This window comes from Agrobacterium sp. ST15.16.024 (assembly GCF_027956545.1).
Taxonomy (GTDB): domain Bacteria; phylum Pseudomonadota; class Alphaproteobacteria; order Rhizobiales; family Rhizobiaceae; genus Agrobacterium; species Agrobacterium cucumeris.
Genome location: NZ_JAQKGO010000001.1, coordinates 1 through 23555 on the forward strand (window position 1 = coordinate 1; position 23555 = coordinate 23555).

The 23555-nt window shown below is 57.5% G+C and carries 18 protein-coding genes, 1 tRNA gene, 2 pseudogenes and 1 riboswitch; of the genes and pseudogenes, 17 read left to right on the forward strand and 4 right to left on the reverse strand.

The genetic code is table 11. The features are described 5' to 3' along the window. Positions 1 to 22: 22 nt before the first annotated feature. A tRNA-Met gene (locus PL640_RS00005) sits at positions 23 to 99 on the forward strand. 205 nt (positions 100 to 304) lie between these two features. Here the strand turns inward: PL640_RS00005 and PL640_RS00010 are convergent. Both PL640_RS00010 and tmk read right to left on the reverse strand, forming a co-directional pair. Next, a complete protein-coding gene (locus tag PL640_RS00010; RefSeq protein ID WP_271360454.1) occupies positions 305 to 2998 on the reverse strand; it encodes a hypothetical protein in 2694 nt (897 codons plus the stop codon). 92 nt (positions 2999 to 3090) lie between these two features. Next, positions 3091 to 3711, reverse strand: coding sequence for a dTMP kinase (gene tmk, locus PL640_RS00015; protein WP_271360455.1), 621 nt, complete (start codon positions 3709 to 3711; stop codon positions 3091 to 3093). Between the two features lie 48 nt (positions 3712 to 3759). Between tmk and PL640_RS00020 the strand changes: the two genes are divergently transcribed. The 8 genes and pseudogenes from PL640_RS00020 to PL640_RS00055 all read left to right on the forward strand — a co-directional run. Further along, positions 3760 to 5178: a B12-binding domain-containing radical SAM protein gene (locus PL640_RS00020; RefSeq protein WP_271360456.1), complete on the forward strand. Its 1419-nt coding sequence runs from the start codon at positions 3760 to 3762 to the stop codon at positions 5176 to 5178. Between the two features lie 125 nt (positions 5179 to 5303). Further along, entirely contained in the window at positions 5304 to 6233 is a 930-nt protein-coding gene (locus PL640_RS00025; protein ID WP_271360457.1) for a hypothetical protein, read from the forward strand. A gap of 801 nt (positions 6234 to 7034) precedes the next feature. Then, positions 7035 to 8348: a cytochrome P450 gene (locus PL640_RS00030; protein WP_271360458.1), complete on the forward strand. Its 1314-nt coding sequence runs from the start codon at positions 7035 to 7037 to the stop codon at positions 8346 to 8348. Beyond that, positions 8345 to 9142 (forward strand): hypothetical protein, encoded by a 798-nt coding sequence (locus PL640_RS00035; protein WP_271360459.1) that lies wholly within the window; start codon positions 8345 to 8347, stop codon positions 9140 to 9142. The genes PL640_RS00030 and PL640_RS00035 overlap by 4 nt, the downstream gene beginning before the upstream one ends. Positions 9143 to 9282: 140 nt before the next feature. Further along, complete coding sequence (locus PL640_RS00040) at positions 9283 to 10431, forward strand: hypothetical protein (RefSeq protein WP_271360460.1); 1149 nt, start codon at positions 9283 to 9285, stop codon at positions 10429 to 10431. A gap of 28 nt (positions 10432 to 10459) precedes the next feature. After that, the gene (locus PL640_RS00045; RefSeq protein WP_271360461.1) at positions 10460 to 11146 is read left to right on the forward strand and encodes a hypothetical protein; all 687 of its coding nucleotides are present in this window, start codon (positions 10460 to 10462) and stop codon (positions 11144 to 11146) included. Beyond that, positions 11146 to 11925, forward strand: coding sequence for a hypothetical protein (locus PL640_RS00050; RefSeq protein WP_271360462.1), 780 nt, complete (start codon positions 11146 to 11148; stop codon positions 11923 to 11925). The genes PL640_RS00045 and PL640_RS00050 overlap by 1 nt, the downstream gene beginning before the upstream one ends. 44 nt (positions 11926 to 11969) lie before the next feature. After that, positions 11970 to 12130 (forward strand): annotated as a pseudogene (locus tag PL640_RS00055) (HU family DNA-binding protein); the annotation flags it as partial. Positions 12131 to 12177: 47 nt separating this feature from the next. Here the strand turns inward: PL640_RS00055 and PL640_RS00060 are convergent. Then, a pseudogene (locus PL640_RS00060) lies at positions 12178 to 12491 on the reverse strand (DUF736 domain-containing protein). 484 nt (positions 12492 to 12975) lie between these two features. Between PL640_RS00060 and recQ the strand changes: the two are divergent. Then, positions 12976 to 14784, forward strand: a complete 1809-nt coding sequence (gene recQ / locus PL640_RS00065) for a DNA helicase RecQ (RefSeq protein WP_271360463.1) — start codon at positions 12976 to 12978, stop codon at positions 14782 to 14784. Between the two features lie 57 nt (positions 14785 to 14841). Here the strand turns inward: recQ and PL640_RS00070 are convergent, their stop codons facing one another. After that, positions 14842 to 16074: an ROK family transcriptional regulator gene (locus tag PL640_RS00070; protein ID WP_271360464.1), complete on the reverse strand. Its 1233-nt coding sequence runs from the start codon at positions 16072 to 16074 to the stop codon at positions 14842 to 14844. 265 nt (positions 16075 to 16339) lie between these two features. Here PL640_RS00070 and PL640_RS00075 point away from each other — a divergent pair, with 265 nt between their 5' ends. The 7 genes from PL640_RS00075 (at position 16340) to nrdE (ending at position 23555) form a co-directional block, all read left to right on the forward strand. Continuing rightward, a complete protein-coding gene (locus PL640_RS00075) occupies positions 16340 to 17362 on the forward strand; it encodes a sugar ABC transporter substrate-binding protein (RefSeq protein ID WP_142840711.1) in 1023 nt (340 codons plus the stop codon). A gap of 226 nt (positions 17363 to 17588) precedes the next feature. After that, positions 17589 to 18671 (forward strand): ABC transporter permease, encoded by a 1083-nt coding sequence (locus tag PL640_RS00080; RefSeq protein WP_142840712.1) that lies wholly within the window; start codon positions 17589 to 17591, stop codon positions 18669 to 18671. Then, on the forward strand, positions 18671 to 19453 hold the full coding sequence (locus tag PL640_RS00085) for an ATP-binding cassette domain-containing protein (protein ID WP_142840713.1): 783 nt from the start codon (positions 18671 to 18673) through the stop codon (positions 19451 to 19453). Before PL640_RS00080 ends, PL640_RS00085 begins: the two co-directional genes overlap by 1 nt. Beyond that, positions 19450 to 20079 carry a nucleoside triphosphate hydrolase gene (locus PL640_RS00090; protein WP_271360465.1) on the forward strand — a complete coding sequence of 210 codons (630 nt, stop codon included), beginning with the start codon at positions 19450 to 19452 and terminating at the stop codon, positions 20077 to 20079. Before PL640_RS00085 ends, PL640_RS00090 begins: the two co-directional genes overlap by 4 nt. 133 nt (positions 20080 to 20212) lie before the next feature. Beyond that, positions 20213 to 20436, forward strand: a riboswitch (cobalamin riboswitch). 312 nt (positions 20437 to 20748) lie between these two features. After that, positions 20749 to 20970 carry a glutaredoxin-like protein NrdH gene (gene nrdH, locus PL640_RS00095; RefSeq protein WP_142840715.1) on the forward strand — a complete coding sequence of 74 codons (222 nt, stop codon included), beginning with the start codon at positions 20749 to 20751 and terminating at the stop codon, positions 20968 to 20970. A gap of 12 nt (positions 20971 to 20982) precedes the next feature. Further along, positions 20983 to 21381 (forward strand): class Ib ribonucleoside-diphosphate reductase assembly flavoprotein NrdI, encoded by a 399-nt coding sequence (nrdI, locus tag PL640_RS00100; RefSeq protein ID WP_142840716.1) that lies wholly within the window; start codon positions 20983 to 20985, stop codon positions 21379 to 21381. Then, positions 21369 to 23555 carry a class 1b ribonucleoside-diphosphate reductase subunit alpha gene (nrdE, locus tag PL640_RS00105; protein ID WP_271360466.1) on the forward strand — a complete coding sequence of 729 codons (2187 nt, stop codon included), beginning with the start codon at positions 21369 to 21371 and terminating at the stop codon, positions 23553 to 23555. The genes nrdI and nrdE overlap by 13 nt, the downstream gene beginning before the upstream one ends.

The window sequence follows — 23555 nt, forward strand, 5'->3', positions numbered from 1 at the left end:
TTCTGCGAACTTGCGCTGGTAACGCGGGGTGGAGCAGCCCGGTAGCTCGTCAGGCTCATAACCTGAAGGCCGCAGGTTCAAATCCTGCCCCCGCAACCAATTCCTACGCTACACTATCCTAAAATAGCCGAAGACTACGATTCAGCACGCTAAACAGCTACGATCGTCGGCGCTAAATGCCCAGCGCAAAACACAAATTCCAAAATCGACAGGCGCAAAGCGGGGGGGGCTACAAGCGAGGCAATGCCATGTGTCAGGGGGATAGCCACGCAGAAAGGGATCGGCTTGTCAAAGCTGTTACTGATCAATTGTCGCCATGTAGTGAGGCCTGCATGGCGAGCAACTCGGTTCGCTGGCGGGGATTAATCCCTCCAGCAAGCGCTGCTTCGATTTCGGCAGTCGGATCCTCCCCAAGCGCCAGCAGCGTTTTGGCGCGCTGCAATAGGAAACTCCCCAGATAGATCTCGTTTCGTCCCGTTGCCCCCGCGATCGCTTCGTCTATAAGCGTCAGCGCTTCGGCGGTCTTTCCCAATCCCAACTTGGTTTGTGACAGACTGTTCGTGACCCATATGCGGCTATCAGGATCGTCAATGCCCTGCAAAATGGTTTCCGCGGTGTCAAAACGGCCCAGCATGTTGAGTATCTCCCCCCACCTGCGTTGCTGGAATGCGTCGGGCGACCGTAGACTCTCGTAGGCTTCAAGAGCGCGGGACGCGCTGCCGTCGGTCTCCATCAGCGCAGCGTGATAGAGAATCTCAGCGTAGCCTGCACGGCTCCTTTCGTCGCTCAGCATGAACGGCGTAGGTTCCGGCAACTGTGAAAGCAACCGCTGAAGGCGCTCCGGAGCATTCCACGCCCAGGAACGCGCGAACGCGGAAAGCGCATCGTATCCTTGGGCGACCCCGGAGGCAGCGCTGAACAAAGCTTGCGACATGAGGAGTTCGTCATGCTTGGCGAGTATCTCACCGGACCATCGCGCACGACCTCCATTTAGGGTGTCCGACAGACCCATGAGCACGGAGGCAGTAACCCCCATGCCCGCACGATGCGCCTCGATGATCTCCATCGCCAGCGTGATTGCTCGCTCATACCCGCCGGGCTTGGCATGCAGACGGACAAGCTGCAGCTTGGCTTCGTTCAATGGGAAACTTTTCACCACTTCCTCAAACAATGCCAGCGCATCATCCTCCCGTCTAAGAAGCTTGAGTGCCTTTGCTTGGTGATGCTTGATCTCCGCTGCCTGACGCGGGCTCAGGCCGGGAGTGCCGCCTAGTACCGCGTAGACGGGCAGTACGTCCCGGAGCATCTCTTGCGCGCTTGCATATCCATTGAAGTGCTTCTCGTATCGATTCAAGGCTTCGATGGTCTCGAGAACAAGGAGAATTTCAGCGTCAGAATCGGTTGCGTTCCGGCCAGCTATATCGGCTGCCTTGGTTGCAGGTGAAGGCAGCAGCCTTGGGTCGATCTCGTGAGGAGACCAAGCGGCAAGCAGCGCATGCAGGAAGGCTGGCCTCCGGTCGCCACCCTCCGCCAGTTTCCGGACCCGGTTGCGGAGTTGCGCCGCCGTGGTCTGCAAACCATGCCCATCGCCTCGCATCTGAGTTGCCAGATACCGCTCGAGCGCGTCGTCGAGATCTCTTGACCGCTTCGCAGAGAGCCAATCGCCGGTACGCAATGAGGAATAGACAATGTCATGCAAGCGAAGCGAGGAGGGGCTGTCGGGTGCGGTGAGCCCGAAATCCTGCAGCTTTCGTAGCCCCACTGCACCAATGACCGATTTGAGGAAACCGCGATCGCAGTTGGGCTGGCTTGCCCAGACGAATACGGACAACTCTTCGGATAGGATTGGCCTCAAGCGCCCAAGTACCCTTTCTGCAAGCAGCACTTCACCGTCGACCATGCTGCCCAGCCTAGGACAATCATCGATCATGTCTTCCCATGAGGCTCCGAATCTTACTGCACCGTTCACCAACCGCAGGCTCAACGGATGGCCGCCGAGGGCAGCGATGATAGCTTCGAAGGCGTGGGGAGTGATTGGCGAGTCGAGACCCGCATCCAGAATTTTGCGTGCTTCCTGGCCGTCCATGAGTGGAAGATCGTAACATCCAGGCGTTCTGCGCCGACGTGTGACGACAATCCTTGATTCCGGGCCGCACACTTTTAACAAAGCTTCAGACGTCAATTCCTCGCTGGCATCGTCGAGCACGACCAGGCATCGGTGCCTCTTGAGCAAACCGAGCACGTTGCGGTCCGCCCCACCTCGCCGCAACGGTACGGCCGAAAGCTGCTCGACACCTCCGATGCTGCGTGCATCGACCCAAAAGGGGTATTCGAATTCGCCACCATGTTTACGAAGGAATGCCGCTGCTGCCATCGACTTCCCCAGCCCACCAAGGCCGGCGACTTCCACACAGGTTGTCTCGGCCAGCCTACGGCTTAATTCACGGTCGATATCCTCCCGAGAAACGAACCGGCTGTCTTGCACGGGTGCGGCGAGATTGTAGGGATGCAAGTCTCGGACTTCGTCCAACGCCGGTAGGAGCTCCGACAAAGCGTCCATTGCATTGTCTTTGACTACTAGCTCGTCGACTATCGCTTCTGCAATTCGACGGCTGTCGAGGACGATGATTTTCCTATCAACCGTGAGAGGATCCCGCGCCGCACCCTGCACAAAATCCTCAATGGTTCCGACAGGCGCCCGCTGCGATGATACCAGGACGATCCGCTCGGCATCCGGAGCAAGCTTAAGGGCATGCCGCAGATCGTTGTGGGCCTTTGCCATCTGCTGTCCGAAATAGGTCTGAAGCGCTGAGGCCTCAACAACCACGCGTTGGTCCGAAGACGTCGCGTCGAGCGTGCCAGCGACGGGGTTCCCCAATATGGACGACCCACTCTGGAATAGGTTGATGTCAAGGAGGTGTTCCACCAGAACGACCGCGAAGCGTTCAAACACCGGCGCAGGCCCCATCGCCTCCACCGACTCAGCAATTCGTTTCACCAGAAGGTTCCGGGTCTGCGGATTCAATGTAGCAAGGCCCTTTCTCTCTGTGGCCGGGTCTCATCAAAGCTTGAGTCAGCTAGACCTTCGGTTCATTCGAGCCGGAACGCGGTTGCAACGGCTTGCCACACCCGATCGGCGACATCAGCCAAAGGTGCGTCGGCGTCAACAACCTTGCAACGGCTGGGAGCGCGAGCGGCGGCTACCAGGAGACCTCGTCTGATCTCGCCGAAGTTCCTGGAGACTTCGGCGGGGTCGTCAATGTCCCCCTGCCTCTTGGAGCGGCGCTCCAGCGCGGCATCGGATGGCAAATCGAGGACAATGGTGAGATCCGGCATTGTGCCCCCTACCACAACGTCCCTGATAGCCTCGAACATCTTTCCTAGGCCATCTTCTTGACCGTGGACCTGGAACGCGAAAGTGGAATCGATAAATCGGTCTGAGATAACCCAGGCCCCGGCAGCCAGAGCCGGGCGGATGACCGTTCGGACGTGCCCGTACCGCGATGCATTCACCAGAAGCATTTGCTCAACCGGAGAAAGGGTGCGATTGGGTACTACCATCATCGCCCTGACCTCGCTACCTAAGTGCCCGCCATCTGGCTCCTTGGTGCGGATCACCTCCTTGCCTACCGCAATCAGCCGGTCTGTCAGGATTCGGGTCTGTTCGCTTTTTCCGCTACCATCGATCCCCTCAATACTTATAAATGGCAATATTCGCTCCTATATGACTTCCCGACGCTGAGGGGGAAGCTATATTCTATGGAAAGATCGAACGTAATTCCATTTATTTCAGCGGGTTTGCTTTCCCCTAAGAAGCGTGACCACCCGTTGGCCCGTCGCCAACTCTACCTCAACTATGGCGCTTTGTCCCTCGCCACCATGCTGGAGCTGGACGGCCGGAACACCCTTTTAATCCACGGCGACCACGAAACGCCCGAAGTCACACTTCATCGCTTGGCATCTATGGGAATCTTTCCGACACGACATCCGGTGATGCTTTCAATCCCAAGCTTCTACGCGTTGCCTTGGGCGCAGGCCTTCTGTCGTCTCGTGAAGGCAATGGACCAGGAAGCACGCATCGTTGTCGGCGGGAGATGGGTGGTGGGGCCGGACGTGGCCTGGCTGCGGTCCAAGCTTCCCGAGGCCGATGTGTTCGTCCCCGGCTTAGGTGAGCCCGTCATCGAGAGCCTCCTCACAGATAGCCCAGACCTGCGCCGTCTTGCAGCCCCGACACCTGCGTTTACCCTCAACCATCTGCGAGTGGTCGACCAGCTACGCTTTCAGCCAAGCATCGAGGCATCTAGGGGCTGCGGCATGGGATGTAAGTTCTGCGAGGAGCGCGACATCCCTTTGGAAAAGCTGCGCGAGCCGGAAGAGATCGCACGCTCAATTGCCTTGGTGCAGGATCAATACTCAGGATCGGAAATACATCCCTACATGCAGGCCTCGATGTTCGTGCCTAATCCGCGCTGGAGTGCGCGGCTTGCGGCAGCAGTTCAAGAGCTGAACCTCGATGTAAAGTGGCGGACGGAGAGCCGGGTCGATGCACTGCTGCCGGAGGCCATTCCCCATCTTGCAAGTGCGGGTCTTAAGATACTTGATCTGGGCTTGGAAACCGCATCGCCAACGCAAATATTAGCGATGAAGAAGGCGAATAATCCCGAACGATATCTGACCAAGGCGTCCGCGCTGCTTCAGGCTTGCCGCGACGCGGGCGTACTGGCCAAGGTCAATGTGCTGCTATACGCGGGTGAGACACGAAAAACCCTGGCGGAGACTACCCAATGGCTGGATTCCCATGCGTCCTGTATCGCCGGGGTCTCCGTTGGTCCCGTAGTCGCCTACGGCCCGCCGGCCACTGCTAACATACTTTTGGATGAGTGGTCGCTCGTGGGCGCCCGTCCGGTCGATGCTGCGAGCGCGGGCGAAACCGGTATCACGCGTATGCATCTCAGCAAAGATTTCGACGCGGACCAGGCCGAACTTGCAAGTCTCAAGGTGTCGAGGCGTTTCATGAGCATGGATGCGTATTTCACGCTTAAGAGCTTCTCTTACTATCCGCGAGACTATGATCGGGCGGATTTCGACCGCGACGTGACCGCCTCGGCGAGTGGAAGACTGCCGTTCGAACTCGTCCCATCACCGGTCCGAGCTTCCCCCTCTATGTCCGGGAGCTGACTGCTAGGCGCTGGCCACAGCGCGGCTTTCAATTGGAAGCAGAAGTCGATATTTTAAGTCGGCGCGCCAACTCTAGGTAATGATGGCGGCTTTCTACCGCTTGCATGATAGGTCCGAAAGAACAAATGGGCATTGATTCCGACGCCAGGCGTTTGGCGATTGAAGTGATTTCGACACTCGTTAACCTGAAAAAAGCGGCAGCCGACCAGTTGCTACGCAAAGCAGGTGCTCCCGAGCCGCTCATCAAACGTTTCTTGATCGAGCGTGATCCTGCCACCGGTAGTAAAAGGTCAAAGCGGGATGCGGCAGCCATTCTGCTAGAAGAATTGTATAAGACCGACGAAGAGGATCGGTTTGTCCGCAACATTGTTATTGTCGCCTCAGAGTTTACGGCTTTTCATTTATCTCAAAACGAGTACGTCGCCAGAGGTGTAGTGCAAAAGGCACTTGACTACCGCGGACTTATGGAGACGAATGATGCGAGAGCGCGATCGGAGGCGAAGGCCGAGCTTGAAGCCGTAGAGCTTGATAGTAAGAGACAGCAGCGCGAGGCGCTGGCAAAGCAAAGTAAGCTTCTTCTTGCGCAGTTCGATGACTTGGCAATGAGCGAAAACCCGCACCAGCGTGGCTATTTGCTCGAAGATCTCTTGAATCGGACGTTCGACCTTCACTCAATCCCGGTCCATAAATCTTTTCGTCGCAATGGCGGTGCCGAGCAGATCGATGCTGCGTTTGAGTTTGACGGGTGGCACTACATCGTAGAATGTCGGTGGCGTGAGCAGCTCGCGGACATACGCCAGCTAGATGGTCTCGCAGGGCAGGTCGCGCGATCTGGACGACAGACTATGGGGCTGTTTTTGTCAATAAACGGGTGGTCGACAAATGTCGTGCCGCTTCTGAAGCAGAATTCCGAGAAAGCCCTATTTTTGATGGAGGGCTTCGATCTACGATGTGTTCTCGAACAGAGGATTGACTTACGTCGGCTTCTCAAAGGAAAGCTCGCGGCACTGAATCTGGAGGCAGAACCTTATCGATCAGTGATGGGCATCATCTAGCATTCCAACCAAGCGCAGAGCCCTTGAGGATTGCTGCCGCTTGCCCGCAAACCAAAATCGGAACAAGCCTCGACTTGGATCGGCTTGTTGCTGAATAAAAATGTGTGGTGCCTTACTAAGAGAATCATAGCGAGCTGTGAGTTGCCTGAGGGGATCTGGAATCATTGGGTACTGGCACCGGACGCAACCAACATCTCCATATGCTGACGCTCAGCCAGTCCCTCAAACAACCTCGGATTCATTGGCAACTCGCAGCCACGTGGCCACCACGTGCGAGAATTGACGTCCGGCCTGGTCATTAATGTTCGACAAATAAACTTTGCGTTGTGCGCGATTGATGAATACCATCATATGCGACGGTGTGAGAGCATGGGGCAACGATACCGGTTGTGATCAAGCGTTGAAGTTTGACCCCTTTCGGCGCGGAAGAACGACCTCGGTCAGATCAAATTAACGCGTTGATCAAATTGCCATTTCTACTGCGTGACTGGGATCAGCCTTCGGCGCCGGTGGTGGGGTCAAAGGCCACGCCGAAACACAGACGGAGAGGGCGGGTGCCTTCTTGCCGCCATTCTTGCGATTGTTGGAAACGATACGGATGTTCTTGGCCCGGCAGGAAGGGCCGCCGAGAAGTCGTGGCCGGATTGTTAAAAGGTTCTCGTGATTGGTTTCGTGAGAGAGGTCATTTTTCGGACGTTAGGACAGACGTTGTTTGCCACCGATAGGTGATCAAACGACACCACTTGCAATTTCTACTTTGTTGGTTTTTGTTATCTGTAAACGCTTGTCGGGGGCGCAGGCATGTCGATTATTGCATTACTTACATCGCTCAGGTGGCTGCTTCTTGATCAGCGCCGTCTGATCGCCGACGGTTTTGGATCCGGCGACCGGTTTGCCCTTAGAATGTACCTGCCGGTCTACTCGGGTGAAGGTGGTAAGCGCACCATTCCGATCAAGGAAAAGACGGTGCATTTCTTGCGGGCCGCGGCCGATATCGCCGCTGTCCACAAGTCGAGCGCTGACGCCGTCAGCACCGGCGCCGCTTACGCTTTCTTGAAGCCCTATTTCGGCGATCAGTCGGTCTTCGTCATGGAAGGAGACGATCACATCTCTGCCAAGCAGGCCGTCTACCGGGCAATCAGAAGCAACATGGAATTCGCCGAGGACGACCTGCTTTTCTTCAAGCTGTCGGTCAAAGAGACGGTGCCTGCCGGAGCGTACCCGGTCCTTCCGGCATTGCAACGGATATCCTGCGCATTTGTCCTGAGGACAATTTTCGGGGAACAGGGAACGCAAGTATCGGAGCGGACGATCGACTACGCGGTTGGCGCAGCTAGCAATGCTTCAGGAACCTTCCTGCTTTTGCCGAACATCCTTCGCTGGACCCGCAAGTTTGGCAAGAGTCTTGCCATTCGCCGTCAACGTCTTGCGCTGCGCGATTTCATCTCTAAGCAGCTTGCCGGCATGAATATCGGCGATGACTGGAACCAAGTTATACCTGCGGTAAGTCACCGCCAGCGTACCGAGATCATCGACAACCTCATGACCTTGCTGATTGCAGGCTTTGAGACGACCTCCACGACGCTTGCCTGGCTTCTATACGAGCTCGCGGCCAATCCGGATATCCAGGCAGATTTGCGGGCCGAACTCATCGGCCGTTCAGATGGCGGAGATCTCGCGTTTTTCGAGGACGATACGACGTTACTCGCGCGGTGTGTCCAGGAGGCCCTGCGCCTTCACCCGTCGATCCCTTTCATCATCCGCGAGATCAAGTCTTCCGATATCCTGCCAGACCTTCTTGCCAAGCCCGGCGACTATTTGGTGCTTTCTATCGAAGAGGCCCACAAGATCGCCTGCGGGTCGAGCTTTGGTCGCTTCGATCCAAACCGCTTTCTGGACAAGAGCAAGTCACCAAGGCTTGCGACATTTGGAGGGGGCGCAAAAATCTGCCCCGGGAGAGCGATTGCGGTGCAGCAGCTCAGGATTCTTTGCGCTGTCCTGGTGGGCAGTTACTTGATCACGATAACCCCGAAAACCGATCCTCGCATTGAACGCAATCGTGTCTCGGCGACCCCAAGAGGCGGCATGGAGCTTAATCTTCAGAGGCTTGTATGAGCGAGCCTGGGCGGGTGGTCATCATAGGCCAAGGCGGAGTTGGCAAGGACCTGCAAAACCGCATCGGAACTCGCGCTGTAGTCGCCGGCGCCAGGGATTTCCTGGACATGGCTGATGGAGATGTGACTGAATTGCTGCATGGCGCCTCGACGGTCGTCTTTGCTCATGGCGCGAATGTCAATACGCGCTCGTTTCGCAGAGACTTCGGGATGTTGCTGCAGTCACGCACGCGACCCGTGGACAAAGCTGCGCAACATGTCACCACCGGCTGTCGCTTCATCGTCGTCAGCTCCACTGTTGCCTACAGTTCACCGCGCGACGGGGAGAGCCTGGCCGCCTTGCAAACCGTCTATGAGGCCCATTTCAACAAGGCGCTGCAAGGCCACCCCACCGTAATTCTGCGCTTCGGTACGGTCGTCACGGGTGACGGCAATGTGGAGCAAAGCCTCGCCCGCCTGTCGCTCACATTTCTTCTCAAGCGATTGCGCGTTTTGTCCCCTACTGACATCGCTTACGTCGGCACCTGCGCCATGCAGGCCGCAAGTGACTTCATCGCATCGTCATCATCCGACTTCGACGGCGACATCGTCATGGTTGCCGAGCCCGATGGTCTGGACCTTAACGCTCTTCTCGACCGGCTTCTGCCTGTCCGTCTTACCATCCGGATACCTCTTCGGCTATACACGTGGCTCTTCGGGCTGTTCGGCGTGCGGCCAGAATTTTTCGAGACGCGCTTGGCTCTCGTCAGAGAGAAGGGTGGGCCGCAGCTCTGCTGCGCGCATAAGCCATGCTAGAGGAAGCGCCGCTGACGCGGTCTCAGCTTGGCTGGCGTGTGTGCCTGATCGCCTGCAGCTTCAGTGCAATTGCGCTTCTCGTCGGCGGCGTTCCTCCGCTGGGCGCAATTATCCTAGCGCCCGTCGCGCTGTTGCGTTCGGTGCTGTTCGGCGGATTTTGCACAATACTGTTTGCCAGCGCCATCATCCTGCGCATCGCCACGGTTTCCGGAAAAAACGATCATTTCTGGGTGTCGTTCCACCAGACTCTGACCGCTGCAATCATTGGACTGGGTCCGCACGCACTCTTTTTGCTCTTGCTCAATCACACGACCATCAGCACTCCGTCATCGGCGATCGCGCATACCGCCGGATGGTATGAAAGAAACGTGCAGGCTTTGCAGGACAGCATCGGCGGCTACCTTCTTCTGCCACTTGGTGCGGGTGTCGCCGCCTGCGTCCTGGTTTTCGTCATCCACGCAGGCAATCCCGCCGCGGCAAGATGGGTGACCCGCAGCCTTGAAGGCTGCCGTCTGGCTGGCCTCGCGCTTGTGGCTGCGACAAGCTTTACGGTTCTGTCAGCAGCGCCGGCGGAAGGCTGGCACCCGAGCACCCGCAGCGAGTTTACGGCCCGCTGGAAGGACTATGTCGCTGTCAGCGCCGAACTTTCTGTCATCCAGCTGATCAATTCGAAGCTTTCAGACCCAACAAGCAGTTTGCGAACAAATCTTGGATCCTTTACAGGCCGCATCCGCAATATTGCACCAGAAGATATACGCCGAACGGCCATCAAGAGCTATGAAAGCTTGAAGGCTTCGGGAGACCAACCGACATGGCAGCAGCAGCGGACGGCGGACACACAAGCGGCACCATCGATTGATCGTGACGCTCTCCGGCAGCTGATTGACGACAGCCGGACAGTGCAATCCAAAACCGTCGCGGCCCGTGAAATGATGTCGAGCCTCGTCGGAGCGATTTCGGGCTATGGCGGAGAGGCATTTTTCGGAGCTTTCCTTTCGGCATTCGTCGAAGATGCCGCCTCCCGGCTTGCAAACGATTTTCTGGAAAACGACCGGACGCTGGAGACGATCACTCCCAGGCTGAATGAGCTGAAAGAAAAGCTCGCCCTCTTCCAGCAACGGATAGCGCTTGCCTCCGCACCGCTTCTTGACGCGCTTCAAAGTCGTATCGAAGCGACAACCTCCGCGAACGGCGCCATAGCCGCACGCATCGCGGCTGAAGTGGCACGCGAGCGCCAGCGTATGGCGATTGAATCTTTGCGCGAAAGGTCGCGCCCACATCCACGGTGATATCAAGCCCCCCAACGGAGATTAAGGAATGAAGATAAGAACCCTCTTTGCCCTCGCCGCCCTCGGTACCTTGACGGCAGGCGCAGCAACATCGGCGACGACGGGTTGCAGCGACGACATGTCGGTACTTCAGTGTGTCCGGCAGGTGGCCCTCATCGCCCAGGGCTTCCAAGACCAGCTTCGCGGCGTCTATGCGGAGATCTCCCGCAAGGAGGTCCCAGTTGGAACCGTCGTGACGTCGGTTTTGACGCCTGAGCAGTTCCTCAACGAGGCTAGCCCACAATATGATCCGAGCAGCTGGGTGCCGGCGGATGGCCGGGCCCTGCCGGCAAACTCCACCTATCAGAAGCTTACCGGACAGGCCTATGCGCCTGACCTTCGTCAGCTCGCCCAGCAGAGGATGGTATTGGATGTGGTGGACGGGACGGCTCAGGCCGGACAGGTAGTGGATCAGCTTCGCACGCCGCAATTTGCTTCAGCCGACTGGAAATTTCACTTCGCGGCCAGAACGGTGCAAGGCAATCGGGCGAACAACGACGTGGAGCAGGATACCGATCAGTTCGAAGTTCTTGTCAGCGAAGGACGCGTCGTTGCCCACGGCCGCACCCTGAATTGGAAGCACAACGTATGGGGTGGGTGGAGCGATGGAAACACCAATTACCTTGGCATCGCCACGATGCGCAGTCCGTTCCACTATTACGTGAAGATAAACTGATGCGCCCGATCCTCACAATCTTCACTTTTCTCATGTTGGCAATACCGAGCCAGGCCTCCTCCCCGCTCTGCCTCGCCGGATGCGTCAAGGCCGATGTCGACGGCCTGAAAGAGGTTGCCGATGCAATGAAGCGCTGGGCTGAAATACTGCCTGGGCTGAACGACGCCCTGCATGCCGGCGTCCAGGCCGATCTTCGCGAAATGGACCGGGTAGCCACCAATCTGGTCGATACCTTGGACCGAACCTACGGCAAGAATCTCGATCTTACCGATCAGACCGTGCGCGGTCTCATGGCCGAGGCGGTAAAACAGATCAACGCCATCGGCGATCACGCACTAGACAATTACAAGCAGGCCTTGTTCTCGACGGAGTGCACGGTGCAGTCGGTCGCCGACATCTTTCAGGGCAAGATCGAGGAGGCCATTCCACGGTTTCAGTGGATACGGTCCTTCTTCGGCGAGAAGTTCAACGTTTTGAGGTCAAAAGACTTCGGAGGCCGGACAATCGAGGTGACCTTCGATCCAGACAGCAAGACCGAGCGCTTTCAGGCAGCCTATAAGCTGGCCACCCTCAAACTCAACTCGATGTCTGACGCTACTCGCATGGATCAGGTTCTCGCGCTTGCCCTCGATCGCCAGCAACTCGCCTGGTCCTATTATTGCGCAACCCGCGCAGGCGTCGGCAGCTCGGAAGGCATAGGACACGTCTACGAGAAGCTGCTGGAAGCGCGGTCCGAGTATCTGGCACTCAGCAATCTCACGAGCTTTGTGGGTAGATAATTTCATATCGCGCGATTGGAAATCCGCACATGATCGGCCAGCAGGTTGTCGGCGCCGAGACCTGGCTGGCGGGCTTCGGCGAGTTCAAGATGGAGACGACGTGCGAGAGCGAAGCCGGTCGACCGGCGCGTCGATCAAGGTCGCCGCCGCCAAGAAAGTCGGCTTCCAGCCGGCCATGATGCTGAAGGATGCGCTCAAAAAGTGACACGACGAAAGCCCCGCTCGGTTCGAGCGGGGCTTTCGGTCCGACCGTCAGCGACGCGTGTTGCGCGACCAGATGAGCTGTAGGCCCTCCTGTCCCTGGACCTCGGTCAACGTCGCGTAGATCGGTGCAGGGAAGCTTGGGTCGTCGAGCTTGACCGAGATGTAGTCGCACTCGCTCTCGCGGGCCTGCTTCTGCCAGCCGGCGCCGAATTCAACGTTTTGCCGGCCAGAACCCTAAAATCGGGTGCGTCGTCGGAGGAGCGTTCGACCCGGACGATCTTGGCCTTGAGGTTGAGGTTGAGGGTCATGATGGTGCCGGAAAAGCCGTTTTCGGAAGCGGTCAAAGAGCCGATGGTTGCCATTGTCGTGATCCTTTTCAGTTGCTCGTGCCGCGCCCATCGCGGCCTCAATGGCTGTCGACAAGAACGGTAACGATCGGACCGCACCAGTCGGGCCGCAACGAAGTGGAGGAGGCGAGAGATTGGTCGCGTCGGTTATCCAGGACTTGTTTTGGTAGCTCTACGCTGGTGGAAGTCGTTACGCTACGGCGCGAAATAGCCCCATTAGACCCTCTGTAGCAACGCTCCTGAATGCAGGCTCGGATGATCGAGGCGGTCGCAAGTAATGATGAAAGCAGGCCCCCGCAACCAAATCCCCTACAAAGACTATCATACAATAAAATGCCCTCCCGCCGCGGAGGGCTTTTGCGTTCCAAGCACTCAAATACCCATGCATCATCTGGGTCGCAATCTGCATCTCTTTCTGTGCCGATCCAGCCGTTCGAGATTGCCATAAATCCGGATTTGGCCATGATGCGCAAATCATCCAACGCAGAAGAAAGCCGCCGTGACCGCCGAACCTTTGCAGATACTCAAGACCATCTACGGCTATGATACATTCCGTGGACGCCAGGGCGAGATCATCCAGCATGTCATGGCAGGAAACAATGCATTCGTACTCATGCCCACGGGTGGAGGAAAGTCGCTTTGTTACCAGATCCCGGCGCTTGCCCGGGCGGGAATGGGGCTTATCGTATCGCCGCTCATAGCGTTGATGGTCGATCAGGTGGCTGCCCTGCGTCAGGCTGGTGTGCGGGCCGAGGCGCTCAATTCCGATCTTTCTCTGGAAGAGCGCCGTGCGCTCTGGCGGGATATGCGGGCCGGCAAGGTCGATATTCTTTATGCCGCGCCGGAAACCCTGCTCAAACCCGATGTTCTCGACGCGCTTCAATCCATTGACCTGTCGTTGATCGCGGTCGATGAGGCGCATTGCCTGTCGCAATGGGGGCATGATTTCCGCCCGCCTTATCGTCAGCTCGACACATTGATCGAGCGTTTTCCCGACACGCCGCGCATGGCGCTGACGGCGACCGCGGACGAGCCCACCCGCGCCGAGATTCTCGGCCATCTGGGCATCGATGACAAAGATGCTTTCATCGCCGGCTTCGACCGTCCCAACATCCGCTATGCGATCATGGAAAAGGACAATCCCCGCGCCCAGCTGAAACGTTTTCTCAATGGCCGGGAGAATGAAAGCGGCATCGTTTATTGCCTGTCGAAACGCAAGGTGGATGAGACGGCGGCGTGGTTGCGGGAAGAGGGGCGAGATGCGCTGCCCTATCACGCAGGTATGGACAAGGCCGCCCGCGAAGAGAACCAGACCCGTTTTCAACATGGTGAGGCGGTGATTATTGTCGCGACCGTCGCTTTCGGCATGGGCATCGATAAGCCGGATGTGCGTTTCGTTGTCCATATCGATTTGCCCGGCAGCATCGAGGCCTATTATCAGGAGACCGGCCGCGCCGGTCGTGATGGTCTGCCCTCAGACGTGCTTATGCTCTACGGTTATGAAGACATCGCTTTGCGCAACCGCTTCATTGAAGAATCGGACGCCGCGGACCAGCGCAAACATATGGAGCGCCAGAAGCTTGATTCCCTGCTCGGTCTTGCGGAAACGGCGGGCTGCCGCCGGCAGATCCTGCTCTCTTATTTTGGCGATCGATGCGAGCCCTGTGGTAATTGTGATACCTGCGCCGAGCCGCCGGATCTGTTTGACGGCGCGATAGCCGCGCAAAAGCTGCTCTCCTGCATTTACCGCACCGGGGAACGTTTCGGCCAGGCCTATGTCATCCGCGTCTTGCTGGGCGTCGAGGACGAGCGGATTTCTCGTTTCGGACACGATCAGATCACCACTTACGGGATCGGCAAAGAGCATGATAATCGCACCTGGCGCGCGATTTTGCGGCAGCTGGTTGCGCTTCGCCTGATCGAGGTGGATCTGTCCGGACATGGCGGATTGTCGATTTCCGAAGACGGGAGGCGGTTCCTGCGCGAAAAGCCATCCCTGATGCTGAGAATACCGTCTGCGCCCCGCTCGACCCGACAGCAGACGCCGCGTAATGCCGCATCGACAGCTTTGCCGGAGGCGGATCGTGGTCTCTTCGAGGTGCTGCGCGCGAAGCGCATGGAAATTGCCCGCGCGCAGAACGTCCCGCCTTATGTGATTTTTCACGACAAGACCCTGATCGAACTCGCCGCTGCGAAACCGGCCTCGGCGAGGGAGATGGCGCAAATCCCCGGCGTCGGAGACACCAAGCTGGAGCGCTACGGCCCCGCCTTTCTGGAGGCGATCATGCAGCACGCCGCTGGCGAGTGACTGGCAGATTAATTCGGCAAGACCAGCTTTGGGGATAGTCAGGTAAAGGGTAAAGACTCAGCCTGTCGTGTCCTTAAATAGAACGTTCTGATCGATGAGATAACGGGAGAACAGGGGCAGGCTTGCCCCCCCGATCGCCCGGGCCTGGCTGCCGACCGCGCCCTCGATGATCTCCGGCAGCGTGACGCCCTGAAGGTCGTGGTGTTTGAGAGCAAGCCGGGTGGCAGAGACGATCCTCGCTCTGACCCAATCGGGAAAACCGCCATCGATGATGACACTGGAAAAGTCGATGATGGAGGCGGCGGCGATGACGGCCTGCGCCAGCGCGGCGGCCGTCTTGTTGATCCAGCTTTCCAGCGGTTCGCCGAAATCGATCCATTCGTCGGGTGAGAACCACAGGGGACGTGGATCGATACCCTTTTCGCGCAGCATGTTCTCCAGAACGAAGATCGACGCGATTTTCAGAAGCTGAACCGTATTGCCATCCTGCCCCTGCACAGGTAGGGGGCCGATTGCGCCGGCGGTGCCCGTTTTTCCGGAGAACAACGCCGAATTCAAAACGACGCCGCCACCGATGAAGGAGCCGATGAAGATATAGAGAAAATCCGGGTAGTTCTGGCCGGCGCCAAAAACCAGTTCTGCACCACAGGCGCTGGTCGCGTCATTCTGCAGAAAGACCGGGTAGCTGACGCCTTCCGCAATTTTGGAGCGGATATCAACATCCCGCCACCGTTCCATTTCGGCCTGCGGCGCGCCCACTTCCTGGGCCCAGTTCCACAGCTCGAATGGGGCGGCGATACCAACTCCGGTGATTTTTTGCCGTTCCGCCGGGGACAATTTCGATTCGATCTCCGTGATCCCTTCGATCACGAACGGCAATATCCATTCCGGCAGGGGGTAAGGGTAAGTCTTGCGCAGCTTGAGTTTGATCCGGCCGACAAAATCCATCAGCACGAGATCGACACTGCGCCGGCCGATCTTCACGCCAAACGAAAAGACGGCGTCGGGATTGAGACGCATGGGTGTCGATGGTTGCCCGACTTTTCCGCGCAGTCTTTCACCACGAATGAGAAGGCCGTCTTTCTCCAGCGAGCGCATGATGACCGATACGGTTTGCGCCGAAAGGCCGCAAAGCCTGGATATTTCGGCTTTCGACAATCCGCCATGGCGGCGAACGAGCGACAGCACCAGCCGCTCATTATAAGCGCGCACCCCGATCTGATTGGCACCACCGCTGATATCCATAATGGTGGGCGGCGCAGGCGGCGCCGTCTCGACAGATTGTCTCATAATGTCATCCTCCCGCCCGCTATATCCGTCACGACCGATACCTGCAGGCTTTATGGCAATCTTGCTATCGCAACGTAAACAACGGTGGCGATATTCCTCCCTGCCGCATATTAGAATGCCATACCGAATTAATAATTCAATCGGATTTATTTATTGACAGGCGTTTCCTTTGGTGGTTCCATCTGGGCCAACGGTCGTTGTTCTCGGAGGAGACGAGATCGTCGGGTAACCGTCACGGTGCTCAAATATCCATTGGGAGGATCTCATGAAGACCACTGTTTCCGCTCTTCTGGGCGCGCTTGCGCTTGGCGTTTCTTTCGCTTCCGTCGCGTCCGCGGCAGACACATCGGTGTGCCTCATTACCAAAACCGACACCAATCCCTTCTTCGTCAAGATGAAGGAAGGCGCGACCGCCAAGGCCAAAGAACTTGGCGTGACGCTGAAATCCTATGCCGGCAAGATCGACGGCGATTCCGAAAGCCAGGTTGCAGCCATCGAGACCTGCATCGCCGATGGCGCCAAGGGTATCCTGATCACCGCATCGGACACCAAGGGCATTGTTCCGGCCGTGCAGAAGGCGCGTGATGCCGGCCTTCTGGTGATCGCTCTCGACACGCCTCTGGAGCCTGTCGATGCCGCCGATTCCACCTTTGCCACCGACAATCTTCTGGCAGGTGAGCTGATCGGCAAATGGGCCGCCGGCACCCTTGGCGACAAGGCCAAGGACGCAAAAATCGCCTTCCTTAACCTCACCCCCTCCCAGCCAACGGTGGATGTGCTGCGTAACCAGGGCTTCATGAAGGGCTTTGGCATCGACGTGAAAGACATCAACAAGATCGGTGATGAAACCGATCCGCGCATCGTTGGCCATGATGTTACCAACGGTAATGAAGAAGGTGGCCGCTCGGCCATGGAAAACCTGCTGCAGAAGGATCCGACCATCAACGTCGTTCACACCATTAATGAGCCTGCGGCTGCTGGCGCCTACGAGGCGCTGAAAGCGGTTGGTCGTGAGAAGGACGTTCTGATTGTTTCCGTCGATGGCGGTTGCCCTGGCGTCAAGAACGTCGCGGAAGGCGTAATCGGCGCGACCTCGCAGCAATATCCGCTGCTGATGGCGGCTCTCGGCGTGGAAGCCGTCAAGAAGTTCGCCGATACGGGTGAAAAGCCGAAGCCGACCGAAGGCAAGAGCTTCGTCGACACTGGCGTGACGCTGGTGACCGACAAGCCAGTCAAGGGCCTCGACTCGATCGACACGAAGGAAGGTCTCAACAAGTGCTGGGGCTGATGCCTCTCCATTGAAACCCGCGGGGGCATTCTTGCCCCCGCCCTTGGACCAGAATGATTTCAGCCACGATCCGGGGGATCGGACAAAGGAACAAACGAGCGCGCCGCGCGTCCCGCAGACACGAGATTGGCCCGCTTCACAACACTTTGAATCTACGCGTCATTTTATTGAGAAATAGACCCTTGCTTCAAGGGCGGATGCGATAGAGCGATCGGGAGGAAAATCCATGAGCGATCAGCCGGTGCGGGCTCAGCCGCATAATGAATTTGAAAATGTGCTTTCGGGAAGTTCGACGCAGGTCGCCGCTTTCGACACGCACGACAAGAGTGTTCTGGAAAAATTCCAGTACTTTCTGCATTCCAGCCCGGCGGCCGTGCCGCTGATCGTGCTGGTGCTGTCGTTGACTGTCTTCGGCATGACCCTTGGCGGCAAATTTTTCTCGGCCTTCACGCTGACCCTTATCCTGCAGCAGGTGGCGATTGTCGGCATCGTCGGCGCAGCGCAGTCGCTGGTCATCCTGACGGCGGGTATCGATCTGTCGGTGGGCGCCATCATGGTATTGTCCTCCGTCATCATGGGACAGTTCACCTTCCGTTACGGCCTGCCGGCGGAACTCTCCATTCTCTGTGGTCTTGCTGTCGGCGCATTCTGCGGCTTCATCAACGGCATTCTGGTCTCGCGCATGCGCCTGCCGCCCTTCATCGTCACGCTCGGCATGTGGCAGATCGTGCTGGCGACGAATTTCCTCTATTCCGCAAACGAGACGATCCGCGCACAGGACATCGCTCAGCAGGCGCCCATTCTGCAGTTCTTCGGAAATAACATCCGTCTGGGAAGCGCGGTCTTTACCTATGGCGTCATTGCCATGGTTCTGCTCGTTGCTCTGCTCTGGTATGTGCTCAACCGCACCGCCTGGGGCCGCCATCTTTATGCCGTGGGTGACGATCCGGATGCTGCCGAACTGGCCGGCGTCAACGTCAAGCGCATGCTGACGACCGTTTACACCCTGTCCGGCCTCATCTGCGCCTTCGCCGGTTGGGCCCTCATCGGCCGCATCGGCTCGGTTTCGCCGACCGCCGGCCAATTTGCCAATATCGAATCCATCACGGCTGTGGTTATCGGTGGCCTGTCGCTGTTCGGCGGGCGCGGCTCGATCATGGGCATGATTTTCGGCGCCCTGATCGTTGGTGTCTTTTCGCTCGGCCTCAGGCTCATCGGAACTGACCCGCAATGGACCTATCTGTTGATCGGTGTCCTCATCATCATGGCTGTCGCAATCGACCAGTGGATCAGAAAGGTAGCAGGCTGATGGCAAAAGAACCTATTCTCACAGCACGCAATCTCGTCAAACGTTATGGTCGCGTGACCGCCCTCGACCATGCCGATTTCGATCTCTATCCCGGAGAAATCCTGGCGGTTATTGGCGACAATGGCGCCGGCAAATCCTCGCTCATCAAGGCGATTTCCGGTGCGGTGACACCGGATGAGGGAGAGATCAGGCTGGAAGGCCAGCCTGTGCAGTTCCGCTCGCCGATCGAGGCGCGCAAGGCGGGTATCGAAACCGTCTATCAGAACCTCGCGCTCTCGCCGGCACTTTCCATAGCCGACAATATGTTCCTCGGCCGGGAAATCCGCAAACCCGGCATTCAGGGCAGCGTGTTCCGGGCGCTGGATCGTCCGGCCATGGAAAAATTCGCCCGCGAGAAACTCTCGGAACTGGGTCTGATGACGATCCAGAACATCAATCAGGCGGTGGAAACCCTTTCTGGCGGCCAGCGGCAGGGTGTGGCGGTAGCACGCGCGGCGGCTTTCGGCTCCAAGGTCGTCATCCTCGACGAACCGACGGCAGCGCTTGGCGTCAAGGAAAGCCGGCGTGTTCTTGAACTCATTCTTGACGTGCGTTCGCGTGGTCTGCCGATCGTTCTGATCTCGCATAATATGCCACACGTGTTCGAGGTGGCGGACCGCATCCATATTCACCGGCTGGGCAAGCGCCTGTGCGTCATCAATCCAAAGGACTATTCCATGTCCGACGCCGTCGCCTTCATGACCGGCGCCAAGGAAGCGCCGAAGGAAACGCTTGCCGCATGACGCTGAAGCTTGAGACGATCGCTGAAGACGTTCTTCGGCGGGTAGAGGGCAAATCCCGTTTTATCATTGCCATTGCCGGTCCCCCTGGGGCCGGCAAATCCACGCTGGCGGACGCGCTTTGTGACGCTTTGCAGGCGCGGGGCGAAACGGCCGCCGTGCTGCCCATGGATGGCTTCCATTTGGACAATGGCATCCTTGAAGAGCGTGGGCTGCTGCCGCGCAAGGGCGCGCCCGAAACCTTTGATGTGCGTGGCTTCCTTGATATCGTCTCTGCCGTCCGCAGGGGCGGGCAGGAGGTGCTTGTCCCGGTTTTCGACCGATCCCGCGAAATAGCCATTGCTTCCGCCCGCGCCATCGCGCCGGAGACACGCTTCATTCTGGCTGAAGGCAATTATCTACTGCTGAATGAGGCGCCATGGACGGCACTTTCCGAGAGCTTCGACCTGTCCGTCTTCGTCGGTCCGTCCGTCGCGGTGCTTGAAGAGAGGCTGCGCAACAGATGGCAGGGCTATGGTTTAGACGCAGCTGCGATCCACGCCAAACTGTTCGAAAACGATCTTCCCAACGGTAAAAGGGTGATCGAGAACGCCCGCCCTGCCGATATTCACATCGATATCTGGGAATAGGTTAACGCTTTCTCGTCACTGAGCGGCAAGGCGCATTTGCCGTTAAGCCTTTGTTGACCATGTGTTGAATCTTTTTCATCCACAGGGTGGGGCTTTTGTGTGTCTATTTATTGACGAGAAAATTTCCTCATATACTATATGTGGTGTTCAAGGTTCTCCCGATTCGCAAGCGTCGGGAGCTAAGACGGGAATTCGGTGAGCAACGCCATCATGGCGGAACAATGCCGAAACTGCCCCCGCAACTGTAAGCGGCGAGCATCGTTCCGATTTGGGTCACTGGAGCCAAAAGCTCCGGGAAGGCCGGAATAGATGTTGTGACCCGTAAGTCAGGAGACCTGCCTTGAGCGCAAACGTCCACGGGCGGGGTGTCCGGAAGGAAGGTATGGCGCAAATGAATTGCGTTCGCCCTTTTCTGCCCCCTCCAGAACAAGCTTCGGGGTGAAGTCATGCCAGTGCATTTTTTTAAGTTCCTGCGCTCGTCGGCGTAGAGAGTGATTTTACGCGGCCAGAAGCGTTTTCAGGATAACCGGGACAACGGTTTCCGTCCGGAAATGTGACAAACCCTCTACGCCGTGCGCCCCGCCTGAATGACAGATCCATCGCCACCCGATTGCGATTGCAATCGGCAATGTTGAGCCGTGTCCAAGAGCGGCTTCGAAAGAGGAAATTATGACCGTCACCGTTTACAGCAAGCCCGCCTGCGTCCAATGCACTGCTACCTATCGCGCACTCGACCGCATCGGCGTTAGCTATGAGATCGTCGATATTTCCGAAGATGCGGATGCGCTCGATCACGTTCGTGGCCTCGGTTACATGCAGGTTCCCGTGGTCGTCGCCGGCGAACGCCATTGGGCGGGTTTCCGGCCGGATATGATCGGCGCGATCAGCTAAGGCGGCAGCGTGATGGGGCTGATCGTTTATTATTCCAGCCGCTCTGAAAACACGCATCGTTTCCTTCTGAAACTGGGGCGGCGATTGTTGCGCCTGCCGCTCGGCGCCGAGGAGGATGTGCCTCATGTGTCTGAGCCCTATGTGCTCGTCACCCCCACCTATGGGGGCGGCGGCACGAAAGGGGCCGTGCCAAAGCCGGTCATCCGGTTTTTGAACGAGCCCTCTAACCGAAATCTCATTCGCGGCGTCATCGCGGCGGGAAACACGAATTTTGGCGCAGCTTTCGCATCCGCCGGAGATATCGTCTCGCGCAAATGTGCCGTGCCGTTTCTCTATCGCTTCGAGCTTCTCGGCACGGAAGAAGATGTCGCCAACGTCAAACATGGATTGGAACGATTTTGGACACGCTGACCTCAGGCGCGCTGCGCAAGGACGCCAAACAGCCGGTAGCTGCAAGCCAGAAACCGGTTGATACGGGACTGGACTACCACGCGCTGAACGCGATGCTGAACCTCTATGACGAGAACGGAAAGATCCAGCTCGACAAGGATCGCCTTGCCGCCCGGCAATATTTCCTCCAGCACGTCAACCAGAACACGGTGTTTTTCCATAACCTCAGGGAAAAGCTCGATTATCTGGTAACGGAGGGATATTACGAACAGGAGGTACTGGATCAGTATTCTTTCAATTTCGTCCGCGATCTCTATGACGAAGCCTATGCCCGGAAGTTCCGCTTTCCGACCTTTCTCGGGGCGTTCAAATATTACACCTCCTACACGCTGAAGACATTCGACGGAAAACGTTATCTGGAGCGTTATGAGGATCGCGTCTGCATGGTGGCGCTGGCTCTCGCGCGCGGCGACGAACAGCTTGCCCGCGACCTGATGGACGAGATCATTTCCGGCCGCTTCCAGCCGGCGACCCCGACGTTCCTGAACGCTGGCAAGAAGAGCCGCGGTGAGCTGGTCTCGTGTTTTCTGCTGCGCGTGGAAGACAATATGGAAAGCATCGGCCGCTCCATCAATTCGGCGCTGCAGCTTTCAAAGCGCGGCGGCGGCGTGGCGCTATCCCTGACCAATATTCGCGAATTCGGCGCACCGATCAAGCACATCGAAAACCAGTCTTCCGGTGTCATTCCTGTCATGAAGCTGCTGGAAGACAGCTTTTCCTACGCCAACCAGCTTGGCGCGCGTCAGGGTGCGGGCGCAGTCTATCTGCATGCCCACCACCCTGACATCATGCGTTTCCTCGATACCAAGCGCGAAAATGCCGACGAAAAAATCCGCATCAAGACCCTGTCGCTCGGCGTGGTAATCCCTGACATCACCTTCGAACTCGCCCGCAACAACGAGGATATGTACCTGTTCTCGCCCTATGACGTGGAGCGGGTTTATGGCGTGCCGTTGACCGAGATTTCTGTCAGCGAAAAATATCAGGAGATGGTCGCGGATAGTCGCATCCGCAAGAAGAAGATCAAGGCGCGCGAATTCTTCCAGGTGATCGCCGAAATCCAGTTCGAGAGCGGTTATCCCTACATCATGTTCGAGGATACGGTGAACCGCGCCAATCCGGTCGCCGGCCGTATCAGCATGAGCAATCTCTGCTCGGAAATCCTGCAGGTCAGCGAGGCAAGCGAATTTAATGCCGATCTTTCTTATAGCCATATGGGCAAGGATATTTCCTGCAATCTCGGCTCGCTGAACATCGCCTCGGCGATGGATTCGGCCGATTTCGGCAAGACGATCGAGACCTCCATCCGGGCGCTGACGGCGGTATCGGACATGAGCCACATTTCCTCCGTTCCTTCGGTGGAAAAGGGCAATGATGCGAGCCACGCCATCGGGCTGGGCCAGATGAACCTGCACGGTTATCTGGCGCGCGAACGCATCTTTTATGGTTCCGAAGAAGGCGTCGATTTCACCAATATCTATTTCTACACCGTGACCTATCACGCTATCCGCGCCAGCAACCGGCTGGCCGTGGAACGGGGCCAGAGCTTCAAGGGCTTTGAGAACTCCAAATATGCCTCGGGCGACTATTTCGACAAATATACCGACCGGGAATGGTTGCCCGCGACGGAAAAGGTCCGTGAGCTCTTCGAAAAAGCCGGCATTGCCATTCCAACGCAGGAAGACTGGACAGCGTTGAAGCAGGACGTGATGGCATCGGGTCTCTATAACCAGAACCTTCAGGCCGTACCGCCAACCGGTTCGATCTCCTATATCAACCACTCCACCTCTTCCATTCATCCGATCGTCTCGAAGATCGAAATCCGTAAAGAGGGCAAGATCGGCCGCGTTTATTACCCGGCTTCCTATCTTTCTAACGACAATCTCGAATATTATCAGGACGCCTATGAGATCGGCCCTGAAAAGATCATCGACACCTATGCGGCGGCTACGCAGCATGTCGATCAGGGCCTGTCGCTGACACTGTTCTTCCGCGATACGGCGACCACGCGCGATATCAACCGGGCGCAGATCTATGCCTGGAAGAAGGGCATCAAGACCATCTATTACATCCGTTTGCGCCAGATGGCGCTGGAAGGCACGCAGGTTCAGGGCTGCGTTTCCTGCACGCTCTGA

Coding starts and splice junctions, on each gene's coding strand:
- PL640_RS00085 (WP_142840713.1), top strand. CDS start 18,671: ATGGCAAAAGAACCTATTCTCACAGCACGCAATCTCGTCAAACGTTAT.
- PL640_RS00075 (WP_142840711.1), top strand. CDS start 16,340: ATGAAGACCACTGTTTCCGCTCTTCTGGGCGCGCTTGCGCTTGGCGTT.
- PL640_RS00025 (WP_271360457.1), top strand. CDS start 5,304: ATGGGCATTGATTCCGACGCCAGGCGTTTGGCGATTGAAGTGATTTCG.
- PL640_RS00080 (WP_142840712.1), top strand. CDS start 17,589: ATGAGCGATCAGCCGGTGCGGGCTCAGCCGCATAATGAATTTGAAAAT.
- PL640_RS00045 (WP_271360461.1), top strand. CDS start 10,460: ATGAAGATAAGAACCCTCTTTGCCCTCGCCGCCCTCGGTACCTTGACG.
- PL640_RS00050 (WP_271360462.1), top strand. CDS start 11,146: ATGCGCCCGATCCTCACAATCTTCACTTTTCTCATGTTGGCAATACCG.
- PL640_RS00030 (WP_271360458.1), top strand. CDS start 7,035: ATGTCGATTATTGCATTACTTACATCGCTCAGGTGGCTGCTTCTTGAT.
- PL640_RS00090 (WP_271360465.1), top strand. CDS start 19,450: ATGACGCTGAAGCTTGAGACGATCGCTGAAGACGTTCTTCGGCGGGTA.
- PL640_RS00020 (WP_271360456.1), top strand. CDS start 3,760: ATGGAAAGATCGAACGTAATTCCATTTATTTCAGCGGGTTTGCTTTCC.
- PL640_RS00070 (WP_271360464.1), bottom strand. CDS start 16,074: ATGAGACAATCTGTCGAGACGGCGCCGCCTGCGCCGCCCACCATTATG.
- nrdI (WP_142840716.1), top strand. CDS start 20,983: ATGGGGCTGATCGTTTATTATTCCAGCCGCTCTGAAAACACGCATCGT.
- PL640_RS00035 (WP_271360459.1), top strand. CDS start 8,345: ATGAGCGAGCCTGGGCGGGTGGTCATCATAGGCCAAGGCGGAGTTGGC.
- nrdH (WP_142840715.1), top strand. CDS start 20,749: ATGACCGTCACCGTTTACAGCAAGCCCGCCTGCGTCCAATGCACTGCT.